At 66.0% G+C, this 18,533-nt stretch carries 21 protein-coding genes; 3 read left to right on the forward strand and 18 right to left on the reverse strand.

Annotated features, from left to right (window positions below; all coding sequences use genetic code 11):
• Position 1: 1 nt before the first annotated feature.
• From AC3WJB_RS02770 to AC3WJB_RS02790, 5 genes are all read right to left on the reverse strand, one after another.
• Positions 2-655: a LolA-related protein gene (locus AC3WJB_RS02770; RefSeq protein ID WP_492678478.1), complete on the reverse strand. Its 654-nt coding sequence runs from the start codon at positions 653-655 to the stop codon at positions 2-4.
• Positions 603-1,586 (reverse strand): lysophospholipid acyltransferase family protein, encoded by a 984-nt coding sequence (locus AC3WJB_RS02775; RefSeq protein WP_492678480.1) that lies wholly within the window; start codon positions 1,584-1,586, stop codon positions 603-605. Before AC3WJB_RS02775 ends, AC3WJB_RS02770 begins: the two co-directional genes overlap by 53 nt.
• Positions 1,583-1,891, reverse strand: a complete 309-nt coding sequence (locus AC3WJB_RS02780; protein WP_492678482.1) for an ApeI family dehydratase — start codon at positions 1,889-1,891, stop codon at positions 1,583-1,585. Before AC3WJB_RS02780 ends, AC3WJB_RS02775 begins: the two co-directional genes overlap by 4 nt.
• Positions 1,888-2,589: a COG4648 family protein gene (locus AC3WJB_RS02785; protein WP_492678484.1), complete on the reverse strand. Its 702-nt coding sequence runs from the start codon at positions 2,587-2,589 to the stop codon at positions 1,888-1,890. The genes AC3WJB_RS02780 and AC3WJB_RS02785 overlap by 4 nt, the downstream gene beginning before the upstream one ends.
• Before the next feature lie 231 nt (positions 2,590-2,820).
• Positions 2,821-3,090 (reverse strand): phosphopantetheine-binding protein, encoded by a 270-nt coding sequence (locus AC3WJB_RS02790; RefSeq protein ID WP_492678486.1) that lies wholly within the window; start codon positions 3,088-3,090, stop codon positions 2,821-2,823.
• Between the two features lie 91 nt (positions 3,091-3,181).
• Between AC3WJB_RS02790 and AC3WJB_RS02795 the strand changes: the two genes are divergently transcribed.
• Positions 3,182-4,174 carry a chorismate transformation FkbO/Hyg5 family protein gene (locus AC3WJB_RS02795; protein WP_492678488.1) on the forward strand — a complete coding sequence of 331 codons (993 nt, stop codon included), beginning with the start codon at positions 3,182-3,184 and terminating at the stop codon, positions 4,172-4,174.
• Between the two features lie 108 nt (positions 4,175-4,282).
• Here AC3WJB_RS02795 and AC3WJB_RS02800 read toward each other — a convergent pair whose 3' ends face one another.
• Positions 4,283-6,430 (reverse strand): TonB-dependent receptor, encoded by a 2,148-nt coding sequence (locus AC3WJB_RS02800; RefSeq protein WP_492678490.1) that lies wholly within the window; start codon positions 6,428-6,430, stop codon positions 4,283-4,285.
• Positions 6,431-6,558: 128 nt separating this feature from the next.
• Here AC3WJB_RS02800 and AC3WJB_RS02805 point away from each other — a divergent pair, with 128 nt between their 5' ends.
• Positions 6,559-7,191 (forward strand): hypothetical protein, encoded by a 633-nt coding sequence (locus AC3WJB_RS02805; protein WP_492678492.1) that lies wholly within the window; start codon positions 6,559-6,561, stop codon positions 7,189-7,191.
• A 34-nt stretch (positions 7,192-7,225) separates the two neighbouring features.
• Here AC3WJB_RS02805 and AC3WJB_RS02810 read toward each other — a convergent pair whose 3' ends face one another.
• The 3 genes from AC3WJB_RS02810 to AC3WJB_RS02820 all read right to left on the reverse strand — a co-directional run bounded on the left by AC3WJB_RS02810 (position 7,226) and on the right by AC3WJB_RS02820 (position 10,386).
• Positions 7,226-7,711: a GNAT family N-acetyltransferase gene (locus tag AC3WJB_RS02810; RefSeq protein WP_492678494.1), complete on the reverse strand. Its 486-nt coding sequence runs from the start codon at positions 7,709-7,711 to the stop codon at positions 7,226-7,228.
• A 155-nt stretch (positions 7,712-7,866) separates the two neighbouring features.
• On the reverse strand, positions 7,867-9,237 hold the full coding sequence (gene glmU, locus AC3WJB_RS02815; RefSeq protein ID WP_492678496.1) for a bifunctional UDP-N-acetylglucosamine diphosphorylase/glucosamine-1-phosphate N-acetyltransferase GlmU: 1,371 nt from the start codon (positions 9,235-9,237) through the stop codon (positions 7,867-7,869).
• A 72-nt stretch (positions 9,238-9,309) separates the two neighbouring features.
• A complete protein-coding gene (locus AC3WJB_RS02820) occupies positions 9,310-10,386 on the reverse strand; it encodes a hypothetical protein (protein WP_492678498.1) in 1,077 nt (358 codons plus the stop codon).
• A 177-nt stretch (positions 10,387-10,563) separates the two neighbouring features.
• Here AC3WJB_RS02820 and AC3WJB_RS02825 point away from each other — a divergent pair, with 177 nt between their 5' ends.
• Complete coding sequence (locus tag AC3WJB_RS02825) at positions 10,564-11,118, forward strand: DUF3016 domain-containing protein (RefSeq protein WP_492678500.1); 555 nt, start codon at positions 10,564-10,566, stop codon at positions 11,116-11,118.
• A 7-nt stretch (positions 11,119-11,125) separates the two neighbouring features.
• Here the strand turns inward: AC3WJB_RS02825 and AC3WJB_RS02830 are convergent, their stop codons facing one another.
• The 9 genes from AC3WJB_RS02830 to AC3WJB_RS02870 all read right to left on the reverse strand — a co-directional run bounded on the left by AC3WJB_RS02830 (position 11,126) and on the right by AC3WJB_RS02870 (position 18,398).
• Positions 11,126-11,548 carry a F0F1 ATP synthase subunit epsilon gene (locus AC3WJB_RS02830; protein WP_492678502.1) on the reverse strand — a complete coding sequence of 141 codons (423 nt, stop codon included), beginning with the start codon at positions 11,546-11,548 and terminating at the stop codon, positions 11,126-11,128.
• 33 nt (positions 11,549-11,581) lie between these two features.
• Positions 11,582-13,015 (reverse strand): F0F1 ATP synthase subunit beta, encoded by a 1,434-nt coding sequence (gene atpD / locus AC3WJB_RS02835; RefSeq protein ID WP_492678504.1) that lies wholly within the window; start codon positions 13,013-13,015, stop codon positions 11,582-11,584.
• Between the two features lie 155 nt (positions 13,016-13,170).
• Positions 13,171-14,088 carry a F0F1 ATP synthase subunit gamma gene (gene atpG / locus AC3WJB_RS02840; RefSeq protein WP_492678506.1) on the reverse strand — a complete coding sequence of 306 codons (918 nt, stop codon included), beginning with the start codon at positions 14,086-14,088 and terminating at the stop codon, positions 13,171-13,173.
• Positions 14,089-14,174: 86 nt separating this feature from the next.
• Positions 14,175-15,725 (reverse strand): F0F1 ATP synthase subunit alpha, encoded by a 1,551-nt coding sequence (gene atpA / locus AC3WJB_RS02845; protein ID WP_492678508.1) that lies wholly within the window; start codon positions 15,723-15,725, stop codon positions 14,175-14,177.
• A 94-nt stretch (positions 15,726-15,819) separates the two neighbouring features.
• Positions 15,820-16,350 (reverse strand): F0F1 ATP synthase subunit delta, encoded by a 531-nt coding sequence (locus tag AC3WJB_RS02850; protein WP_492678510.1) that lies wholly within the window; start codon positions 16,348-16,350, stop codon positions 15,820-15,822.
• Positions 16,351-16,356: 6 nt separating this feature from the next.
• A complete protein-coding gene (locus AC3WJB_RS02855) occupies positions 16,357-16,827 on the reverse strand; it encodes a F0F1 ATP synthase subunit B (protein ID WP_492678512.1) in 471 nt (156 codons plus the stop codon).
• 58 nt (positions 16,828-16,885) lie between these two features.
• Entirely contained in the window at positions 16,886-17,176 is a 291-nt protein-coding gene (atpE, locus tag AC3WJB_RS02860) for a F0F1 ATP synthase subunit C (RefSeq protein ID WP_492678514.1), read from the reverse strand.
• Between the two features lie 47 nt (positions 17,177-17,223).
• The gene (gene atpB / locus AC3WJB_RS02865) at positions 17,224-18,024 is read right to left on the reverse strand and encodes a F0F1 ATP synthase subunit A (RefSeq protein WP_492678516.1); all 801 of its coding nucleotides are present in this window, start codon (positions 18,022-18,024) and stop codon (positions 17,224-17,226) included.
• A complete protein-coding gene (locus AC3WJB_RS02870) occupies positions 18,021-18,398 on the reverse strand; it encodes a hypothetical protein (protein ID WP_492678518.1) in 378 nt (125 codons plus the stop codon). The genes atpB and AC3WJB_RS02870 overlap by 4 nt, the downstream gene beginning before the upstream one ends.
• Between the last annotated feature and the right edge of the window lie 135 nt (positions 18,399-18,533).

Here is an 18,533-nt window from a genome sequence, read left to right on the forward strand (position 1 = left end):
TTCAGTGCGCGCCGTCGCACAGCGCCTGCAGCGCCTCGACGGTCGGTTGCGCCGGCATGTCGGCCGCCAGTGCACCGAGCAGGTCGACGCTGAGGTCGCCGTCGGCTTCGCGCACCTGCATGCAGTGCGCCACGCTGCCCCGGCCGCTGATGACGATGCCGGCCACGCTGCGCGCGACCCCGGCATCGCGCGGCGTCAAGCGGAGGCTCCAGGCCGCGGACGCCTCACCACTGGCCTGGATGGTGAACGCCTGCTGCAGGCGTTCACCATCGCCGCTGAGCAAGGCGACGAAGCTGTCCAGCAAGGCCTGCAGCTGCGGCGCCCGGCTGAGCGCAAAGTGTCGCGGTGCCTGTCCCGGGCGCTGCTGGGTGACCTGGCCATCGGCAATGCTGAAGCGCTCCGCGCGCGGTTCGCGCACGTCGCGCTCGAGGCGATCGCCGCCCAGCCAGGCCAGCTCGCCGGAGACCACCAGCGGCCGCTCCAGCATGCGCAGGAAGCGTGCCTCGGCGAACGGCGTGCGCGCCGGTGGTGGCTGCCCAAGCGCCGCGATCAAGGCCGACGCCGGCGCGGCCACCGTGCCGGCGTCGGCCGGGGCGGGCGGCTTATGCGCTGGCGCGGTCGCCGAGACCAGCAGCAGCACCGGGATCGTCAGCAACGACAGCCGCCGCTTCCGCAGGCGCCGGATTGGCTTGCCAGAAATCATAGAAGTTGAACCAGTTGTAGGGTGCGGCGCGCATGTAATATTCCAGCCGCTGGGCATAGCGGGCAATCAGCGCGTCGAGCGCCGCCTCGCGCGCGTGCCGGGGGATTTCCACCCGCTCGGCAAACGGCTCGAACACCACGCGATAGCGGTTGCCGCCCAGGTACAGGCCGAAGCACAGCACCACCGGCACACGCAGGCTGTTGGCCAGCAGCCAAGGACTGGTCGGGAAGGGTGCCGGTTCGCCCAGCAAATCGGCCCGGCGCAGGACCTCACGTTCGCGGCCGCGATCCGCCAGCAAGGCGACCAGCGCACCGTCGGCACAAGCCTCGGCCATCGCCAACGCGATGCAGGGGCCGCCTTGCGCGGCATCGATCACGCTGGCGCCGACACCTGGCGCGAGCGCCTCCAGCAGGGAGGTCAGCGCCGGCGTCTGCTGCTTGTCCAGCACCACACGCAAGGCGAGATCCGGGCGCCGCGCGCCGATGGCACGCAAGGCTTCGAAGCTGCCTTGGTGCGAGCCGAGCAGGAGCACGCCCTGGCCACGCGCAACCATGGATTCGAGCCGGTCCAAGCCTTGCGTCTCGATCGCGAACGGTCGTTCGCCCTGGGCCAACCAGAACACGCGGTCGAGGATGGTGGCGGCAAAACAATGCAGATGCCGCAGCTCCTGCCGGCGCGTCGGGGCGTGGCCAAACACCCGTGTCAGGTAGTCGCGCGAGGCCCGGCGCTCGGGGCCGCGGCGCAGATAAAAATACACGGTGATCGGGTACAAGCAGGCCCGCGCGAGTCGACGGCCACCATGCAGCGCGAGGCTGCGGATCAGCCAGATCGCGAAGCGCCCACCGCCTTCGGGGCGTTCGCGCCATTGTGGGGCTGCACTCATGGCGCGCCCTCGACGACGCCGCGGGCCAGGACTGCACCGGCGTACTCGATCACGAAGCGCACGCGCAGGCTGTCCACGGGCGCGCTCAGGCGCAACTGCGCCGCCTGGGCTGGCAACAACGGTGCGATGAACTTTGCTTCCACCACCCGGGCGAGGCGTTGGCGTCGCCATGCCTGCAGCGCAAGTGCCACCTGTTCGAGGAGGGTCACGCCGGGGACCAGTGGGCGCTGCGGGAAATGCCCGGCCAGGGCTGGGTGCCGCGGATCGATGCAGCAAGCTTGTGCGAACGTGGTCAAGCCAGTCATTCCGACGCACCCTGGTCGTGCAGCAGGCGCGGCCACTGGGTGATCAGGCGCAGCAGCATCTGCACCGGACCTGGATGCTGCAGGTGTCGCCAGCGCCAGCGCCGGTAGCCATACTCGAGCACGAAGAGCATGGCGGGGAGCGCGTAGCCGCCTACCTCCAGCCAAATCGCGGCCCAGTCGGCACCCCCACTCCAGAGGGGATCCAGGCCCAGGCGCGCCAGCACGCCGACGTGGGGCACGCCCACCAGCAACCAAGCCAGCACCAGCGCGTTGGCTGCCAGCAGCGTCGCCCAGAACACAGTGAGTCGGCGCGCATAACGCGCCACGCCAGGCTCGCGCAGGCGCGCCTCACCCTCGACGGCGACGATGCAACAGGCAATCAACGGCCGCGGCCGCGACACGGTGCGGGCAAACAACCAGGCCAAGCCCGCATTGACCGCGACCGGCACGGACTCCAGCAGGAGTCCGGCAAAACCCAGCCATGCCACCAACGCCAGCACCACCTGCAGTCCGAGCCATGCCAGCCACGGTCCCGGTCGCCGCCGCGCCAGCGCCGGCAGCATCGCCAAGGTGGCGAACAGGGCCAGCGCCAGCAAGGCCAAGGCAACATGATGGCTGAGCGCCCCGGCCAGCGCGAGCATGGGACAGGCCAGCAGCAAAGGCCAGTAAGGGCGCGGTTCCGGCGTGGCGGCCTTCATCGGCGCCCTCGCCTGCGCGGCGTCGCCATGCTGAAACTCACCTCCGCTTCGCCGCCGCGGTTGCAGGCCAGCGCAACCCTGGCCTGCGGAGCAGCCCGCATGGCCATGGTGACGCGTTCCTGGTCAGTTCGGCCCATCAACGTACCCTGCAGCCACGGTCGGGCTGCCTCCCGGCAAAAACCACACGCTGCCATCGGCGCTTGCAACACGACGTGACGGCGCGGTGCATGCTCAATGCACGCGGTGCTGTTCGATGTGCGCCGCCAGGCTACGCAAGCTGGTGAAAATCCGCCGGTTTTCCGGGTTGTCAGAACGCAGCTGGAAGCCGTAATGCCTGGACACCGCGAGCGCGATCTCCAGCGCATCGATGGAATCGAGACCGAGTTCGCCGCCAAACAACGGGGCCTCCGGCTCGATCTGGGCTGCATCGAGGTCTTCCAGATTCAGGCACGCCACAATCAAAGTGGCCAATTCGTGCTCGGCCGTGGTCTGCTCCGCCATGCTTTCCTTCCATCGGCAGGTGTGTTGCCGCCCCCGGTGGCGGTGCGCGCGCAGTGTACCATGGCGGGTTTCTTGGCCAGAATGGCAGGCTATGGATGCAGGGCGCAAACATCCCCTCTTGACCGACGTTTCACGTTGCGCGCCCCGGGTCGCCTACCGTGATCCCGCCGCCAGCGGCGAACTGGAAGCTGAGGACGTACTGGCTGTCTTCAGTTTCGGCCAGCACGGCGCGCCGCCGCGGGATCCGCGCTGGCTGCAGGTGCCGCTGGAACCGTTGCAGGAAGCGGCACCGGTGGAAGTGTGGCAGGTCGAGGCGGCGGTCAGCCGCGACCGCGACGGCGCCATACAATGGTCGGCCGGCGGCGGTTGGCTGTTTGCCGCCATCGAGGTCGACGAGCGCGAACACGGCGGCCCGGCGCGCGCGGCGGCCCATGCCTATGCACGACTGTGCGCGTTCCTCGGCAACCGGCCCGAGCATCACGTGTTGCGCGTGTGGAACTACCAGGGAGCGATCAACCAGGGCCTCGGCGACGCCGAACGCTACAAGTTGTTTTGCGCCGGGCGGGCGCAAGGCATGGGCGCGTTCTTCGCGGACGTCTTCCCCGCGGCCAGCGCGCTTGGCCACCACGGCCAGCCGCATCAGCTCCAGGTCTATCTGCTGGCCTGCGACCAGGCGGGGACGCCGGTGGAGAATCCGCGCCAGGTCAGTGCCTGGTGCTACCCACGCCAGTACGGACCGGCCTCGCCGCGGTTTGCTCGCGCCACCATCCTGCCGGCGCATGACGCGCTGGCCATCTCCGGCACCGCGGCCGTGGTTGGCCACAGCTCCGCGCACCAGGACGACCTGCTGGCCCAGGCGGAGGAAATCCTAGTCAACCTGGATGCCCTGCTGGCCAGCACGCACATGCCGGCCAGATTCGATGCGCATTCGCCGCTCAAGGTCTACGTCCGCCACGCGGAGGACGCCACAGCCGTGCGAACGCTGCTGCAGCAACGCCTGCCTGGTGTGCCCCTGCTGCTGCTGCAGGCGGACATCTGTCGCCGCGAACTGCTGGTGGAGATCGACGGCTGGCGCTACACGTAGCGCGGACGAACGGGACCAGGTTCACTTATCCCCCTGCCGCAGGGAAGTGAACCTCAGCCTGCCATGCCGCCGTCCAGTCGAGGACGACACCCGGCGCGTGGATGTGGTTCAGAACGATGTGCGCAGCGTGAGCATCATCGTGGTCGGTGCGCCCGGCATGATCTGGTTGTCGCCGTTGGCGGTGGCGTAGTAGTGCCGGCGCAGGGCGTTTTCGACATTGAGCTGGACGCGGTAGCCCGCGTTTTCATACCAGCCCATGAGGTCGGTGCGGGCGTAGCCGGGCAGCACCACGGCGTTGGTGAACGAGGTGTACTGGCGCGAGTTGCCCATCACGCCGCCGCCAATGCCCCAGTGCGGAGTGAACGCATACGTGGTCCATACCGAAGCCTGGTTACGCGGAGTGAGCCCGGCGCGGGCACCGGCTGCGCCACTGCTGGTCTGGTTTTGCAACGTGGCGTCGGTCAGGTGGGTGAAGTTGATGTACGCGTTCCAGCCCTTCGCCAGTGCGCCGCCCAGCGTGGTCTCGAAGCCTTCGTTGCGCTGCTTGCCGGTAAGCACCACTTGCGTCGGATTGTTCGGGTCCATCGCGGTGAGGTTGGCCAGGTCGAGGCGGAAGTAGGCCAGCTGCAACGACAGCGCGCCGCGGAACAGCTCGAGCTTGTTGCCGATCTCGTAGTTCACCGCCTTTTGCGGCGCAAGGTCGGCGCCGTTCGGGGTCTTCAGCGACAGCGCAAGGTTCGAGCCTTGCGGCGTGAACGTGCGCGAGTAGCTCAGGTAAACCGAGTCGTTCGTCACTGGCTGCCAGATGAGGCCGGCGCGCGGGCTGAACACGTCGTCGGTGTGGCGTGTCGCGCTGCCGGACGGCAGGTAGGCATAATCCGCGTGCACGCGGAAACGGTCGAAGCGGCCGCCGACCAGCGCTTTCCAATGCTCGCCAAAGGCGATTTGGTCTTCGAGATACGTCGCCGCGCCTTTGGCGGCGGCCGCGTTGTCGCGTGACGGAAGGTTGAATACGCCGACCACGACGGGCGCCGACAGCGGCACGCCTTTGATCGGGGCCGCGGTCACCACCACGTCGTGATCTTGCTGATGCAGCAGCTCGATGCCGCCGAGCAGTGTGTGCTGCACGCTGCCGGTGACGAAGCGGTACACCAGCTCCGTCTGGTTGAAATAGCTGGTACGCGCGGTTTCGCGCCAGTAACCGGACAGCGTAAAGGTGGCATCCGGCGCCACCGCGGAACCGGGAAAGAGGTTGCGGTAGTAGTGGTTGGTGTGCGCGACGCGGAAACGGTTGCGCAACGTCAGGTGTTCACCAAGGTCCTGGCTGAAGTCGAGGTGCGCCGCGTCGTAACGCACGCGTGCGTGGTTCTGCGTGGGTGAGCCGAAGAACGTGGCGCGCGGAACGTCTGCCGGGCGCCCATTTCGCGAAGGAATGCCGCGATCGGCCAGCCGGTTGTCGTAGGCGTGTTCCATCCCCAACACGAGACGTCCACCGCCGGAAAGCGTCACGCCCAGTTCCGGATCGAACGCGTAACGGTGCAACCAGTCGTGGCTGCGGAAACCGCCCGAGCGCTCGGCCATCGCGTTGAAGCGGTAATCCACGTTTTCGCCGAGCGGGCCGCCAAGATCGATCGTGCCGCGCCCGTGGGCAAATGAGCCGCCCTGCAGCGTCCACTCGTGCAGCGGATCGGCGAGCGGCTGCTTGGTGACCAGGTTCACCACGCCGCCCTGGCCGCCGCGGCCAAACAGCACGGCTGCCGGCCCTTGCAGCACGTCGACGTGCGCCACGTTGTATAGATCGCGTAGACGCTCGCTGTCGTCGCGCATGCCGTCGATGAAGAAGTCAGCCTTGGTGGAGACGCCGCGCAGCACGATCTGATCGCGGTTGCCTTCGCCCTGGTGCACGGACACGCCCGGCGCATTGCGCAGCGCGTCGGTCAGCGACTGCGCGGACTGGTCATCGAGCAGCTTTTTCGGAATGACCTGGATCGTTTGCGGAATGTCGATCAGCGGGGTGTCGGTGCGCGTCGCGGTGCCCGTGCTCGGCATCAGGTAGTCGCTGCCGGCGAAGCCATTCACCTTTACTGCCGACAAGGTTTTTGCCTGGGCCACATCCGGCCCGCTGTCTGGCGTGCTGGCCGCTGCCGTGCCGCACGCGCCAAGCACGGTGACGATGGCGAGATGAAGCACGATTGCCTGCAACGGGGAACCGATACGCACGGGCAGCTCCAATGGCGCGAGGGAAGTGGCGAGCATCCTAGGGCGCCGTGAGTGCAAATGCAACTCATTCTTGTTTGCATCCGGGCGAACAGGGCCGGATCCGCTTCTCCAAACCGGACCCGCATGCATCGGGCAACTATCCTGTGTGACCTCGCACGACGACAATGCCAAAAGGCACCGGCGCAACCGCACTCAAGCTGTACGCGAACCTGAGCCCGGACCTCGTTGCGAACGTCACCGCCGAGGCGCATCGCCAGGGCATGCTGGTATGGTCGCATGCGACGATTTTCCCGACCCGGCCCAGCGCCGCTGTCGCCGCCGGCGTCGATGTCCTTTCGCACAGCCCGTACTTGGTGTGGGAGGCTGTCGCGAAGGTGCCGGATGACTGCACCATGGGGGACTTCATGCACATCCGCGCGGAGGCGCCGCGGATCGTCGCCTTGCTGAAGGCCATGCACGAGCGCGGCACGATCCTCGACGCCACGTTATTGCCGTTCCTAAATGAAGCCGAGCATCACCCGCAGAAAGTCGGCGCCGGCATCGTGCCGTGGAGCTACGCCGTCACCCGACTGGCACACGAACGGGGCGTGCTGATCGACGTCGGCACCGACAGCTCGGGGCTGCCAGCCACACAGCGCGGCACGATCACCGCCGGCAAGCGCACCGACCTGGTCACACTCGCTGCCGATCCGACCCGCGACATTCGCAACACGACGAAGATCGTGTTCGTGGTCAAGAGCGGCCGCATCGAAGAACGTGGCCAGGACCACTCCCCGGCGGCAGATGGCGGTAGATAAGTGAACCTGACACCGTTCCCAGCTAATGGAAGGGCTAGGCATCACTCGATGGACCCGACGACAGCTTCATGGAAAGTACCTCGTATGACGTACCGAGAAAGCCTGCTTTGGCGTAGAAGCGCGAGGCCCGGCAGTTGCCCGCGTGCACGTAGAGCCTGAGCTCGATTGCCCCGGCCGTTTCGGCCTCGGCAGCAATGTGTTGGACGAGGCGTTGCGCCAGCCCACGCCCACGTGCCGAAGGAACGAGGTAGAAACTTTGGAGCCACCAGTAGTTGGCGTTGTTCCAATCGCTCCACTCCGTATAGACCGAAGCACTTGCAATGATGCTTCCACCGCTGACAACGACCCAGTAGCGCGGAACGGCGCCGGCAAGAGCGTTCATCACGCCTTTCTCGACCGTGGGGCGCTCCAGCGACAACTCCTCTGCTTCCCGCGCTTCCTCAACGATGAACTGAACAATCGTCGCTGCGTCTGCTGCGGTTGCAGCACGGATGAGCTCTGTTGATTCACACTGGGACATGATGCCTGACGCCCGAAATCAGCGGCCCGCATAGCGGGTTCGCTGCATTGAGTTGTTGGCCGCACCCCAAGGCAGCCACAACCATGCAGCCAGCCCCACGACACACAGATCGATGACGGTGATGGCGAGGCTAAAGAAAGTGAAGCCGCCCCTGTTCACGACTTTGGCGTCGGTCGCTTCCAGCCCGGCACGCTGCGCTGGGGCGCGCGCGAGATGGTCAGCTCGCCGGGCGGCGCGTTGCTGGTGATGACCGAGCCGGCGCCGATCGTGGCCTGCGCGCCGACGGTCACCGGCGCCACCAAGGCGGTGTTGGAGCCAATGAACGCGCCATCGTCGATCGTGGTGCGGAACTTGTTCACGCCGTCGTAGTTGCAGGTGATCGTGCCGGCGCCGACGTTGACACCGCGTCCCACCGTGGTGTCGCCCAGGTAGGTCAAGTGGTTGGCCTTGCTGCCCGCGCCAAGGTACGTCTGCTTGGTCTCCACGAAGTTGCCGACGTGCACGCCCGCGTCCAGCTCGGTACCCGGTCGCAGCCGCGCAAACGGACCGATGAGGCAGGGGCCATGGGTGACCACGCCCTGCAGGTCGCAGTGCGCGCGCACCACCGTGCCGGCGGCGAGCTCGACGTCCTCCAAGCGGGTAAATGGACCAATCGAGACGTCATCGCCCAGGCGGACCTGGCCCTCCAGCACCACGTCCACGTCGAGCTCGACGTCGCGCCCGGTCTCCACCCCGCCGCGCACGTCGAGCCGCGAAGGGTCGGCCAGGCGCACACCACGATCCAGCAACTGCCGGGCGGCGCGATGCCGATAGGCGGCCTCCAGGCCGGCCAACTGCGCCGCGTCGTTGGCCCCAAACGCCTCCTCCGGGTCGCGGCACTCGACGCTGAACGCGGGCTGGTCGTCGGCAGCGGCCATGCGGAAGATGTCGGTGAGGTAATACTCGCCCTGTGCGTTGTTGCGGTTGAGCCGGCCGACCCAACCCCGCAGCGTCCGCGCCTCGGCCACCAGGATGCCGGTATTGACCCGGTCGAGCGCGCGCTGCGCGGTGTCGGCATCGCGCTCCTCGACCACCATCTGCACGCGGCCGATGCCGTCGCACAGCACACGCCCATAACCGTGCGGCACCACCAGGCGCGCGGTGAGCAGGCGAAATGCGCCGTCGGCGTCCAGCAACTGCTGCAGGGTGGCTACGCTGATCAGGGGGACGTCACCGTAGAGCACCAGCACCTGGGCCGAATCGGGAATCGACGCCAGGCCGAGGTACACGGCATTCCCGGTGCCCAGGCGCTCGGGTTGCGGGATCCAGTCGAGGTCGGTCTGGTCGGCAAACGCTGCCTGCACCTGGTCGCCGTGGTGGCCGTAGACGACGTGGATGGCCGCCGGCTGCAAGGCCCGTGCGGTATCCAGGACATGGGCCAGCAACGGACGCCCGGCCAACGGCATCAGCACCTTGGCACGGTTGGAGCGCATGCGCGTACCGGACCCGGCGGCCAGAATGAGGACGTGCAGGTTGGAAGTTTTCATCTCGCGTGACCGGCAGACCGTGGCAACCATGCAGGATAGCAGTCGGTGCCGCGCGCGCCACGCCGGGTGCGCTCAACCCTTGTCGGGCGCCACCGGCAAGTGTTCCAGCTTCGGCGTATAGGCCTTCACGAAGGCGTTGTGCAGTACGCCGATGATGGCCGCCCAGGTGCCCAGCCGCTTGTCGTCGATGCGACCGCTGATCGGCACGCGGGTGGCGAACTGGTCTTCCTTGTGGTTCTTGAAGACGGAGGTGACGGCCTGCGCCACCGCTTCCCAGGCCACGCGCAGCGGGTTCTCGTGCTCCTGCTCCACGTCCTGCTTCCAGCTGAAAACCTTGACCCCGTGCAGCAAGGGCTTGGCGTAGCCTTCCAGCAGGCCGTCCCTAGCTTCGAGTTGCATCACGAAATCGCCGTTGCCGGCGTCGAAGTCCAGCTTGGCGTAGGCACGTGCCAGGTCGTTGAGGCGGACCAGTTGGATGCCGGTGATGCGCAGATCCAGCTTGAAGTCGCCACGCTTCTCGAGCGGGTCGAAACTGGCACTGGTCTGCAGCGGCGCATCGCCGAGGACCTTGGCGCTCGCCTGCATGGTGGCCACGCGCCGGCCTTCCCGGCGGTCGGCATTGCTGAGATTGCGCATCGTGCCCTCGACGCCGGTCATTTTCAGGTCGACTGGCGGCTTGGAGACGAAATTGCGGAACGTCACCACGCCCTCGTGCACCGTCAGCTCATCGAGCTGCATCGGCATCAGCTTCTGCAACTGCATGCGCCAGTTCACCCCCTTGCCCGCCTGCTGCTCGGCATCGCTTTTGCCATCGACGAAATTGAGCGTGGGGTGCTCGAAGACGACCTTGCCGCGGAGCCGCCCGCGCACAAGTGCATGCCAACTGAGCGAGATGTCGGTATGGATGGCGGCGAACAGCGGTACCGGCACCTTGCCGCTGACCTTGTCCACGCGCAGGTCCTCGAGCGTGTACGCACCCCGCCAGAGCGCGATGCCCACCTCCGCCACCTGGCCGTGGTAATCACCCATGCGCTCCATGCGCTCGTTGAGGTAGTCCCTGACCAGGTGGGGCAGGGCCAAGCGCAAGGCCACCAGCACGACGACGATGACGAGCAGCCAGGCAGCCGTACGACGGGAAAGCAAGGTCATGGCCGGCTCCGCGGATGCGCACGGCCATGCTAGGGGCTGCCGCGTCAATGCCACGTGGCGGGCAGGAGGACCGCCGCGTTATCGAAGCATATGCAGCGCCCCTCCGCCGCCCCGCGCACACGAAAGCGCAACAATGGGCATGCCAAGCTTGCACCGTCCCCCATGGAGGCATAGATCATGCAACGCTTGAGCTTGCCCACCCTTTTCACCGCCGTGTTACTGGCCGTGGCCGCACTGTCGACGGCGGCCCCGGCACGGGCCCAGGCAACGCAGGAAACCTCGTCGGCGGCCCGGGTCTCGGTGACCTACGTGAACCCGGATAAATTTGCCGAAAACCGCATGTTTGGCATGCAGGACCGCTTCAACCACATCGATTATCTGGGCGAGTTGAAGGACTATCTGCTCAAGCGCGGGGAGAAGATCCTGCCACCCGGGCAGCGGCTGCACGTGAACATCACCGACATCCAGCTCGCCGGCGCGTACGAACCCAGCAGCGGGGCGCAATCGAACCACATCCGCATGATGCGCGATGTCTACCCGCCGCGCATCGACCTGAACTTCCAGCTGACCGATCAGGACGGCAAGGTGTTGCGCGAGGGCACGCGCGTGCTGCGCGACCTCAATTACCTGCGGGGCGGCCTGAATGCACCCGGCGCACGCAGCGGCGAATCACTGTATTACGACAAGGCTTTGCTCGACCGCTGGTTGCGCGGCGGGCCAGACAAACTCTGAGCCCGCATCAGTGACGCAGGTTGCGGCGCAGGCGCGCCAGCTCCTGCAGCTGCGCCATGGCCTGGGCCAGCTTGATCTGCGCCTTGGTGACGTCGAGCTCCTCGCCGCCGTTGGCGAGCGCGTCCTCGGCCTGTTTCTTCGCGGCCAGCGCGGCCGCCTCGTCCAGGTCGGCGGCGCGTGCGGCGGTGTCGGCCAGCACGGTCACCACCTGTGGCTGCACTTCGAGCATGCCACCGGAGACATAGAACTGCTGGCGCTCGCCGTTGGACAACAACACATCCACATGCCCCGGCTTGAGGCGCGTGATCAACGGCGTGTGCCGCGGCGCGATGCCGAGCTCGCCCGCTTCGCCGGTGGCAATCACCATGGTGGCATCGGCCGAATAGATTTCGGCCTCGGCGCTGACGATTTCGACACGGATGGTTGCCATCGGGTTCACTCGCTATGCTGATTGAGGGTCGCCTCAGGCGGCCTTCTTGGCGGCCATGTCCTCGGCCTTCTTGATTGCCTCGTCGATCGTGCCGACCATGTAGAACGCCTGCTCGGGCAGGTGGTCGACCTCGCCGTCGATGATCATCTTGAAGCCGCGGATCGTTTCCTTGAGGGGCACGTACTTGCCCGGCGCGCCGGTGAACACCTCGGCCACGTGGAACGGCTGGCTGAAGAAGCGCTCGACCTTGCGCGCGCGGGTGACGGTCTGCTTGTCCGTCTCGCTCAGCTCGTCCATGCCGAGGATGGCGATGATGTCCTTCAGCTCCTTGTAGCGCTGGAGCGTGCCTTGCACGCGGCGGGCGACGTCGTAGTGCTCCTGGCCTATCACCAGCGGATCGAGCTGGCGGCTGGTCGAGGCCAGCGGGTCCACCGCGGGATAGATGCCCAGGCTGGCGATGTCGCGCGACAGCGCCACGGTCGAGTCCAGATGCGCGAACGTGGTGGCCGGTGACGGGTCGGTGTAGTCGTCGGCAGGCACGTACACGGCCTGGATCGAGGTGATCGAACCGGTCTTGGTCGAGGTGATGCGCTCCTGCAGCACGCCCATTTCCTCGGCCAACGTCGGCTGGTAGCCCACGGCCGAGGGCATGCGGCCAAGCAGCGCGGACACCTCGGTGCCGGCCAAGGTGTAGCGGTAGATGTTGTCGACGAAGAACAACACGTCCTTGCCCTTGCCGGAAGCGTCCTTCTCGTCGCGGAAGTATTCGGCCATGGTCAGGCCGGTCAGCGCCACGCGCAGGCGGTTGCCCGGCGGTTCGTTCATCTGGCCGTAGACCATCGATACCTTGGACGCGGGCAGGTCGTCCAGCTTGACCACGCCGGCTTCCTGCATCTCGTGGTAGAAGTCGTTGCCCTCGCGGGTGCGCTCACCGACGCCCGCAAACACCGACAAGCCGGCGTGCTGGGTCGCGATGTTGTTGATCAGCTCCAGCATGTTCACGGTCTTGCCGACGCCGGCACCACCGAACAGGCCGACCTTGCCGCCCTTGGCAAACGGGCAGACCAGGTCGATCACCTTGATGCCGGTTTCCAGCACATCGCTCGCCGCCGCCTGGTCGCTGTAGGTCGGTGCCTCGCGGTGGATTTCCCAGTGGTCTTCGGCGTCGATCGGGCCGATCTCGTCGATCGGATTGCCGAGCACGTCCATGATGCGTCCGAGCGTGGCCTTGCCGACCGGCACCGTGATGCCGGCGCCCGTGTTTCGCGCCTGCAGGCCGCGCTTCAGGCCCTCGGTGGAGCCCAGCGCAATCGTGCGCACGACGCCGTCGCCGAGCTGCTGCTGCACTTCGAGCGTGATGGCGGTGCCGTCGATCTTCAGCGCGTCATACACCTCTGGCACCTGGTCCCGCGGAAACTCCACGTCGACCACTGCGCCGATGATCTGTACCACTTTGCCCTGGTTCATTGATGATTTCCTCAAGCCTGCAAACTCTTGTTTGTTGGCCCCTCTCCCATTGGGAGAGGGGTTGGGGTGAGGGTTCGGCATCCACGCGTTGCGCCCTGCCCGCACCCTCATCCGGCGCCGCGCGCCACCTTCTCCCGGGGGAGAAGGGTCGAACATCACACCGCCGCGGCTCCGCCGACGATCTCGCTGATTTCCTGGGTGATGGCCGCCTGGCGCGCCTTGTTGTAGCTCAGCGTCAGCTCGTCGATCACCTTGTTCGCATTGTCCGAAGCGCCCTTCATCGCCACCATGCGCGCGGCGTGCTCGCTGGCCAGATTCTCCAGCGAGGCCTGGTACACGACCGACTCGATGTAGCGGTCAAGCACATAGCCCAGCACGGTCTCGGCATCCGGCTCGTACAGGTAGTCCCAGGTGTGCGCCCGCTCCAGCGCGACGCCGGCATAGGCCGACTCGCCAGCGGCCTGATGCGCCTCCATTTCGGCGGCCACCAGCGGCAGGGGCAGGAGCGCGTCGATCGTCGGCTTCTGCACCATGGTGTTGACGAAATCGTTGTAGGCCAGGAAGACGCGCTGCACGCCGTTGCTGCGATAGGCGTCAAGCATGATCTTGATCGCACCGATCAGCTTCTCCAGCTTCGGCTGCTCGCCGAGTTGGCCGGCGCTGCCGATCAGGTTCACGCTCTTGATGTGGCTGAAGAACTGCACCGCCTTCTGCCCAATCGCCACCACATCCACTTGCACGTGTTGTTGCTGCCAGTCGTGGATCTGCGGCAGCAGGCGGCGGAACAGGTTCGAGTTGAGGCCGCCGCACAGGCCGCGGTCGGTGGACACCACGATGTAGCCGACGCGCGCGACCGGATCGCGTTGCACCAGGAACGGATGGCTGAAATCGGTGTTGGCCTGCGCGATGTGCGCGATCACCTTGCGCATCGCCCGCGCGTAGGGCCGCGACGCCTTCATCAGGTCCTGCGCCTTGCGGATTTTCGAGGCCGAGACCATTTCCAGCGCGCGCGTGACCTTGCGCATGTTCTGCGTGCTCTTGATCTTGGTTTTGATCTCGCGTCCGCTGGCCATCTAGTTCGCTCGCTTTGCCCGTCTGGAGGTATGGAGATTGCAGGACAGGCACGGCACGTGACCGTACATGCTCCTGGTCCCGCGCGTTACCAACTGCCGGTCTTCTTGTAGTCGTCCAGTGCAGCCTTGAATGCGCTCTCGGTGTCCTTGTCCCACTTGCCGCTGGCCACGATGTCCTGCATCAGCTGCTCGTGGTTCTGGTGCATGAACGCATGCAGGCCAGCCTCGAACGCCAGCACCTTGTCCACCGCCAGGTCGTCCAGGTAGCCCTGTTCGGCGGCGTACACCGAGACGGCCAATTCGGCGATCGACAATGGCGCGTACTGCTTCTGCTTCATCAGCTCGGTGACGCGCTGGCCGCGGTCGAGCTGCGCGCGCGTTGCCGGATCCAGGTCCGAGGCAAACTGCGCAAACGCCGCCAGCTCGCGGAACTGGGCCAGCGAAAGCTTGATGCCGCCGGAGAGCTTCTTGACGATCTTGGCCTGCGCCGAGCCGCCAACGCGCGACACCGAGATGCCGGCGTTCACGGCTGGGCGGATGCCGGCGTTGAACAGGTCGGTCTCCAGGAAGATCTGGCCGTCGGTAATGGAAATCACGTTCGTCGGCACGAAGGCGGACACGTCGCCTGCTTGGGTCTCGATGATCGGCAGCGCGGTAAGCGAGCCGGTCTTGCCCTTGACCTCGCCGTTCGTGAACTTCTCGACATAGGCCGCGGACACGCGCGAGGCGCGCTCGAGCAGGCGGCTGTGCAGGTAGAACACGTCGCCGGGATAGGCTTCGCGGCCCGGCGGGCGCTTCAGCAACAGAGAGATCTGGCGGTAGGCGACGGCCTGCTTGGACAAGTCGTCATAGACGATCAGCGCGTCCTGGCCGCGGTCGCGGAAATACTCGCCCATCGCGCACCCGGAGTAGGGTGCGATGTATTGCAACGCCGGCGATTCGGAAGCAGAGGCGACGACCACGATCGTGTTCGCCAGCGCACCGTGCTCCTCGAGCTTGCGCACCACGTTCGCAATCGACGAGCGCTTCTGGCCAATCGCCACGTACACGCATTTGATGCCGGAGTGCTTCTGGTTGATGATCGCGTCGATTGCAAGCGCGGTCTTGCCGGTCTGGCGGTCGCCGATGATCAGCTCGCGCTGGCCGCGACCGATCGGGATCATGGAGTCGACCGACTTGTAGCCGGTCTGCATCGGCTGGTCGACCGACTGGCGCCAGACCACGCCCGGCGCGACCTTCTCCACCGGAGCGGTGAGCTTGGCGCCAATTGCACCCTTGCCATCGATGGGATTGCCCAGCGCGTCGACCACGCGACCGAGCAGTTCGGGCCCGATCGGCACCTCGAGGATGCGGCCCGTGGTCTTGGCGGTATCGCCTTCGCGCAGGTGCGTGTAGTCACCGAGCACCACCGCGCCGACCGAGTCACGCTCCAGGTTCAGCGCCAGGGCAATGGCGTTGCCCGGCAGCTCGATCATCTCGCCCTGCATCGCATCGGCCAGGCCATGGATGCGCACGATACCGTCGGAGACGCTGATCAGCGTGCCTTCGTTGCGCGCCTCGGCACCGAGTTTGAACTGCTCGATGCGGTTCTTGATCAGTTCGCTGATCTCGGATGGATTCAAGGTGGTGCTGGACATGGTCGTCATCCCAAATTTTTGGTAGCGAAATTCTGTTCTGGAGCGCGGCCCCGGGGAGCCGGTCTTGCGGTCGCGAAACCGGGTTCGCGCTGACTCAAACTGCCAAGCTGGCGGACAGGCGCGCGAGACGGCCGCGCGCGGAACCATCGATCACCTCACTGCCGGTGTCGATCACGGCGCCGGCCAGCAGGGCCGGATCCACGTGCGACTCCAGCTCGATCTCGCGCTGGAAGCGGCGCTTCAGTGCGGAACGAATCTGCTCGGTCTGCGCCGCGTCGAGCGCCATCGCGCTGGTCACCTTGACCAGGAGTTGCGACTCGGACTCGCGCTTGTACGCCTCAAACAGCCGCGCCACTTCCGGCAGCGCAGCCATGCGCCGCTGCTCGGCCATTTCGCCGAGGAACTGCGCAAAGGGCGCATCCGCCGCGACATCCGCCGGGCGATGCAGCGCCACCAACTGCTCGGGCAGCACGCGCGGGTCGTTGCCCAACGCGGCAATGCGCGGGTCGGCCGCCACGTCCGCGGCAAACGCCAGGGCCTTGGACCAGGTCTCGAGCGAGGCTGTGTCCCGCGCCACTTCAAAGGCGGCACGCGCGTAGGGTCGAGCCAGGGTCGCAGTCTCCATGGCCGGTCAGATCTCGGCGACCAACTGGTCCAGCAGTGCCTTGTGCACCGCCGGGTCGACCTCGCGCTGCAGGATCCGTGAGGCACCCTGCACGGCCAGGCTGGCGACCTGGTCGCGCAACTGCTCCCTGGCGTTCTGGGTCATGCGCTCAAGATTGGCCTGGGCCGTGAGCTGCTGGCGGCCGACTTCCTGCTGCGCGTCGGCGCGCGCCTTTTCCATGACCTGGTTTGCCTGTTGCTGGGCCTGCCCCAGGATCTCGTTCGCCTGCTGGCGGGCCTTGCGCACCTCATCTGCCACCTGCGTGCCAGCCTGCTTCAACTCGGCGCGCGCGCGTTCGGCGGCGTCGAGGCCGTCGGCAATCTTCTTCTGGCGCTCGCTGATCGCATTCAACAGCGGTGGCCAGATGAAGTGCATGCAAAACCAGATCAGCAATGCAAAGGCGATGGCTTCGCCAATGAGCGTGGCATTGAGGTTCATGGATACGCTACCCGTGGTTCAGCAGGAATGGACTCAAACTCAAGCGGACCAGACAGCATCAGCCGCCGGCCGCAGTCCTGACCGCTTGCAGCAGCGGATTGCTGAAGGCGAAGAACAGGCCGATGGCCAGTGAAATCAGGAACGACGCGTCGATCAGGCCGACCAGCAGGAACATGCGCGATTGCAGCACCGGCATCAGTTCCGGCTGGCGCCCCGCCGCTTCGAGGAATTTGGAACCCATCACGCCCATGCCGATGCAGGCGCCGAGCGCGCCCAGACCGACCATGAGTCCCGCGCCGATGGCGGTAAATGCCTGGATGTTGCCGATGAGCTGTTGCAAAGTTTCCACGGGATTCTCCTGCAGGGGAAATCGGTTGATCGAAAGTGAGATTGCAGTCAGTGATGTTGCTGGGCCATGGCGATGTAAACCACGCTCAGCACCATGAAGATGAACGCCTGGATGAGGATGATCAGCAGTTCAAAGATGCCCCAGGCCAGGTAACCCACGACACCCAGGCCGAACAGCACGGCGCTGCCCGCGCCGATCATGCCGGCCAACAGCATGAACACCAGCTCGCCGGCGTACATGTTGCCGAACAACCGCATGGCCAGGCTGACCGGCTTGCTCACCATCTCGATGACGTTCATCAGCAGGTTGAGCGGTGCCAGCCACGGCCCGAAGGGTTCAGTGAACACTTCCTTCATGTAGCCGCCAAAGCCCTTGGCCCGGAAACTGTAGAAGATGGTCAGCACGAACACCGTGAGCGACATGGCGAACGTGGTGGTGATCTCGGCGGTCGGCACGCCACGGAAATGTTCTACCCCAGCCAGCCCCAGCGCGCGCGGCAGCGCGTCGATCGGCAGCACGTCCATGAGGTTCATGAACAGGACCCAGAGGAACACGGTCAAGGCCAGGGGCCCGAGCAGCCGCGAATCGCCATGGAACACGTCCTTGACCTGGCCATCGACGAATTCGACCACCAGCTCCACGAACGCCTGGCCGCGCGAGGGCACGCCGGAAGACGCGCGGCGCGCAAACAGCCACAACCAGAGGCTGATGATGACGGCAAAAAACAGTGATACCGCAAGCGTGTCCACCTGCAGGGTCCAGAAGCCGCCTGGGCCCACCTCGACGGTCAGGTTGCCGAGGTGGTGGGTGATGTACTCGGAGAGCCCCACGGGCGCTTCGGTGCTCATGCCTGTTCCTTGAATCGCAGTGCGAACAAATTAACCGCCATGGCCGCTCCCATGCCCGCCAGTACCGCCAGGGCGGGCATCCGCCACAGCGCCAGCAACACATACAAGCCCACGATGAAAACCATCCACTTCAATATCATGCCGACCAGCAGATCGACCAACGCCATGCCTGCACCAATCCGTTGCCGGCCGGCAAACAAGCGCAGGCCCAGGACCGCCGTTCCCAGCACGACCAGCGTCCCGCCCAGTGCCGCCGCCAATGCCGCCCGCGCATCGTGCAACATGAACAGCGCCGCTGCCACCAGAACCAGGGCCAGCTGCCATGCCAGCACGCGTGTCGCCAAACGGCGACTTGCAGCAATGGAGTTGATCATCTGGACTCATCCGCCAACCGGACCCGGCCTGGACGCGTGCAGCGAAACCGCACTGAAAACCGCGTCACAAAGCCTTTGAAGTTTAACAGGCCACTCCCATTTTCACAAACCGGCGGGGGCATTGCGGCGACCTCT

It is taken from the genome of Rhodanobacter sp. FW510-R10 (genome assembly GCF_058781105.1).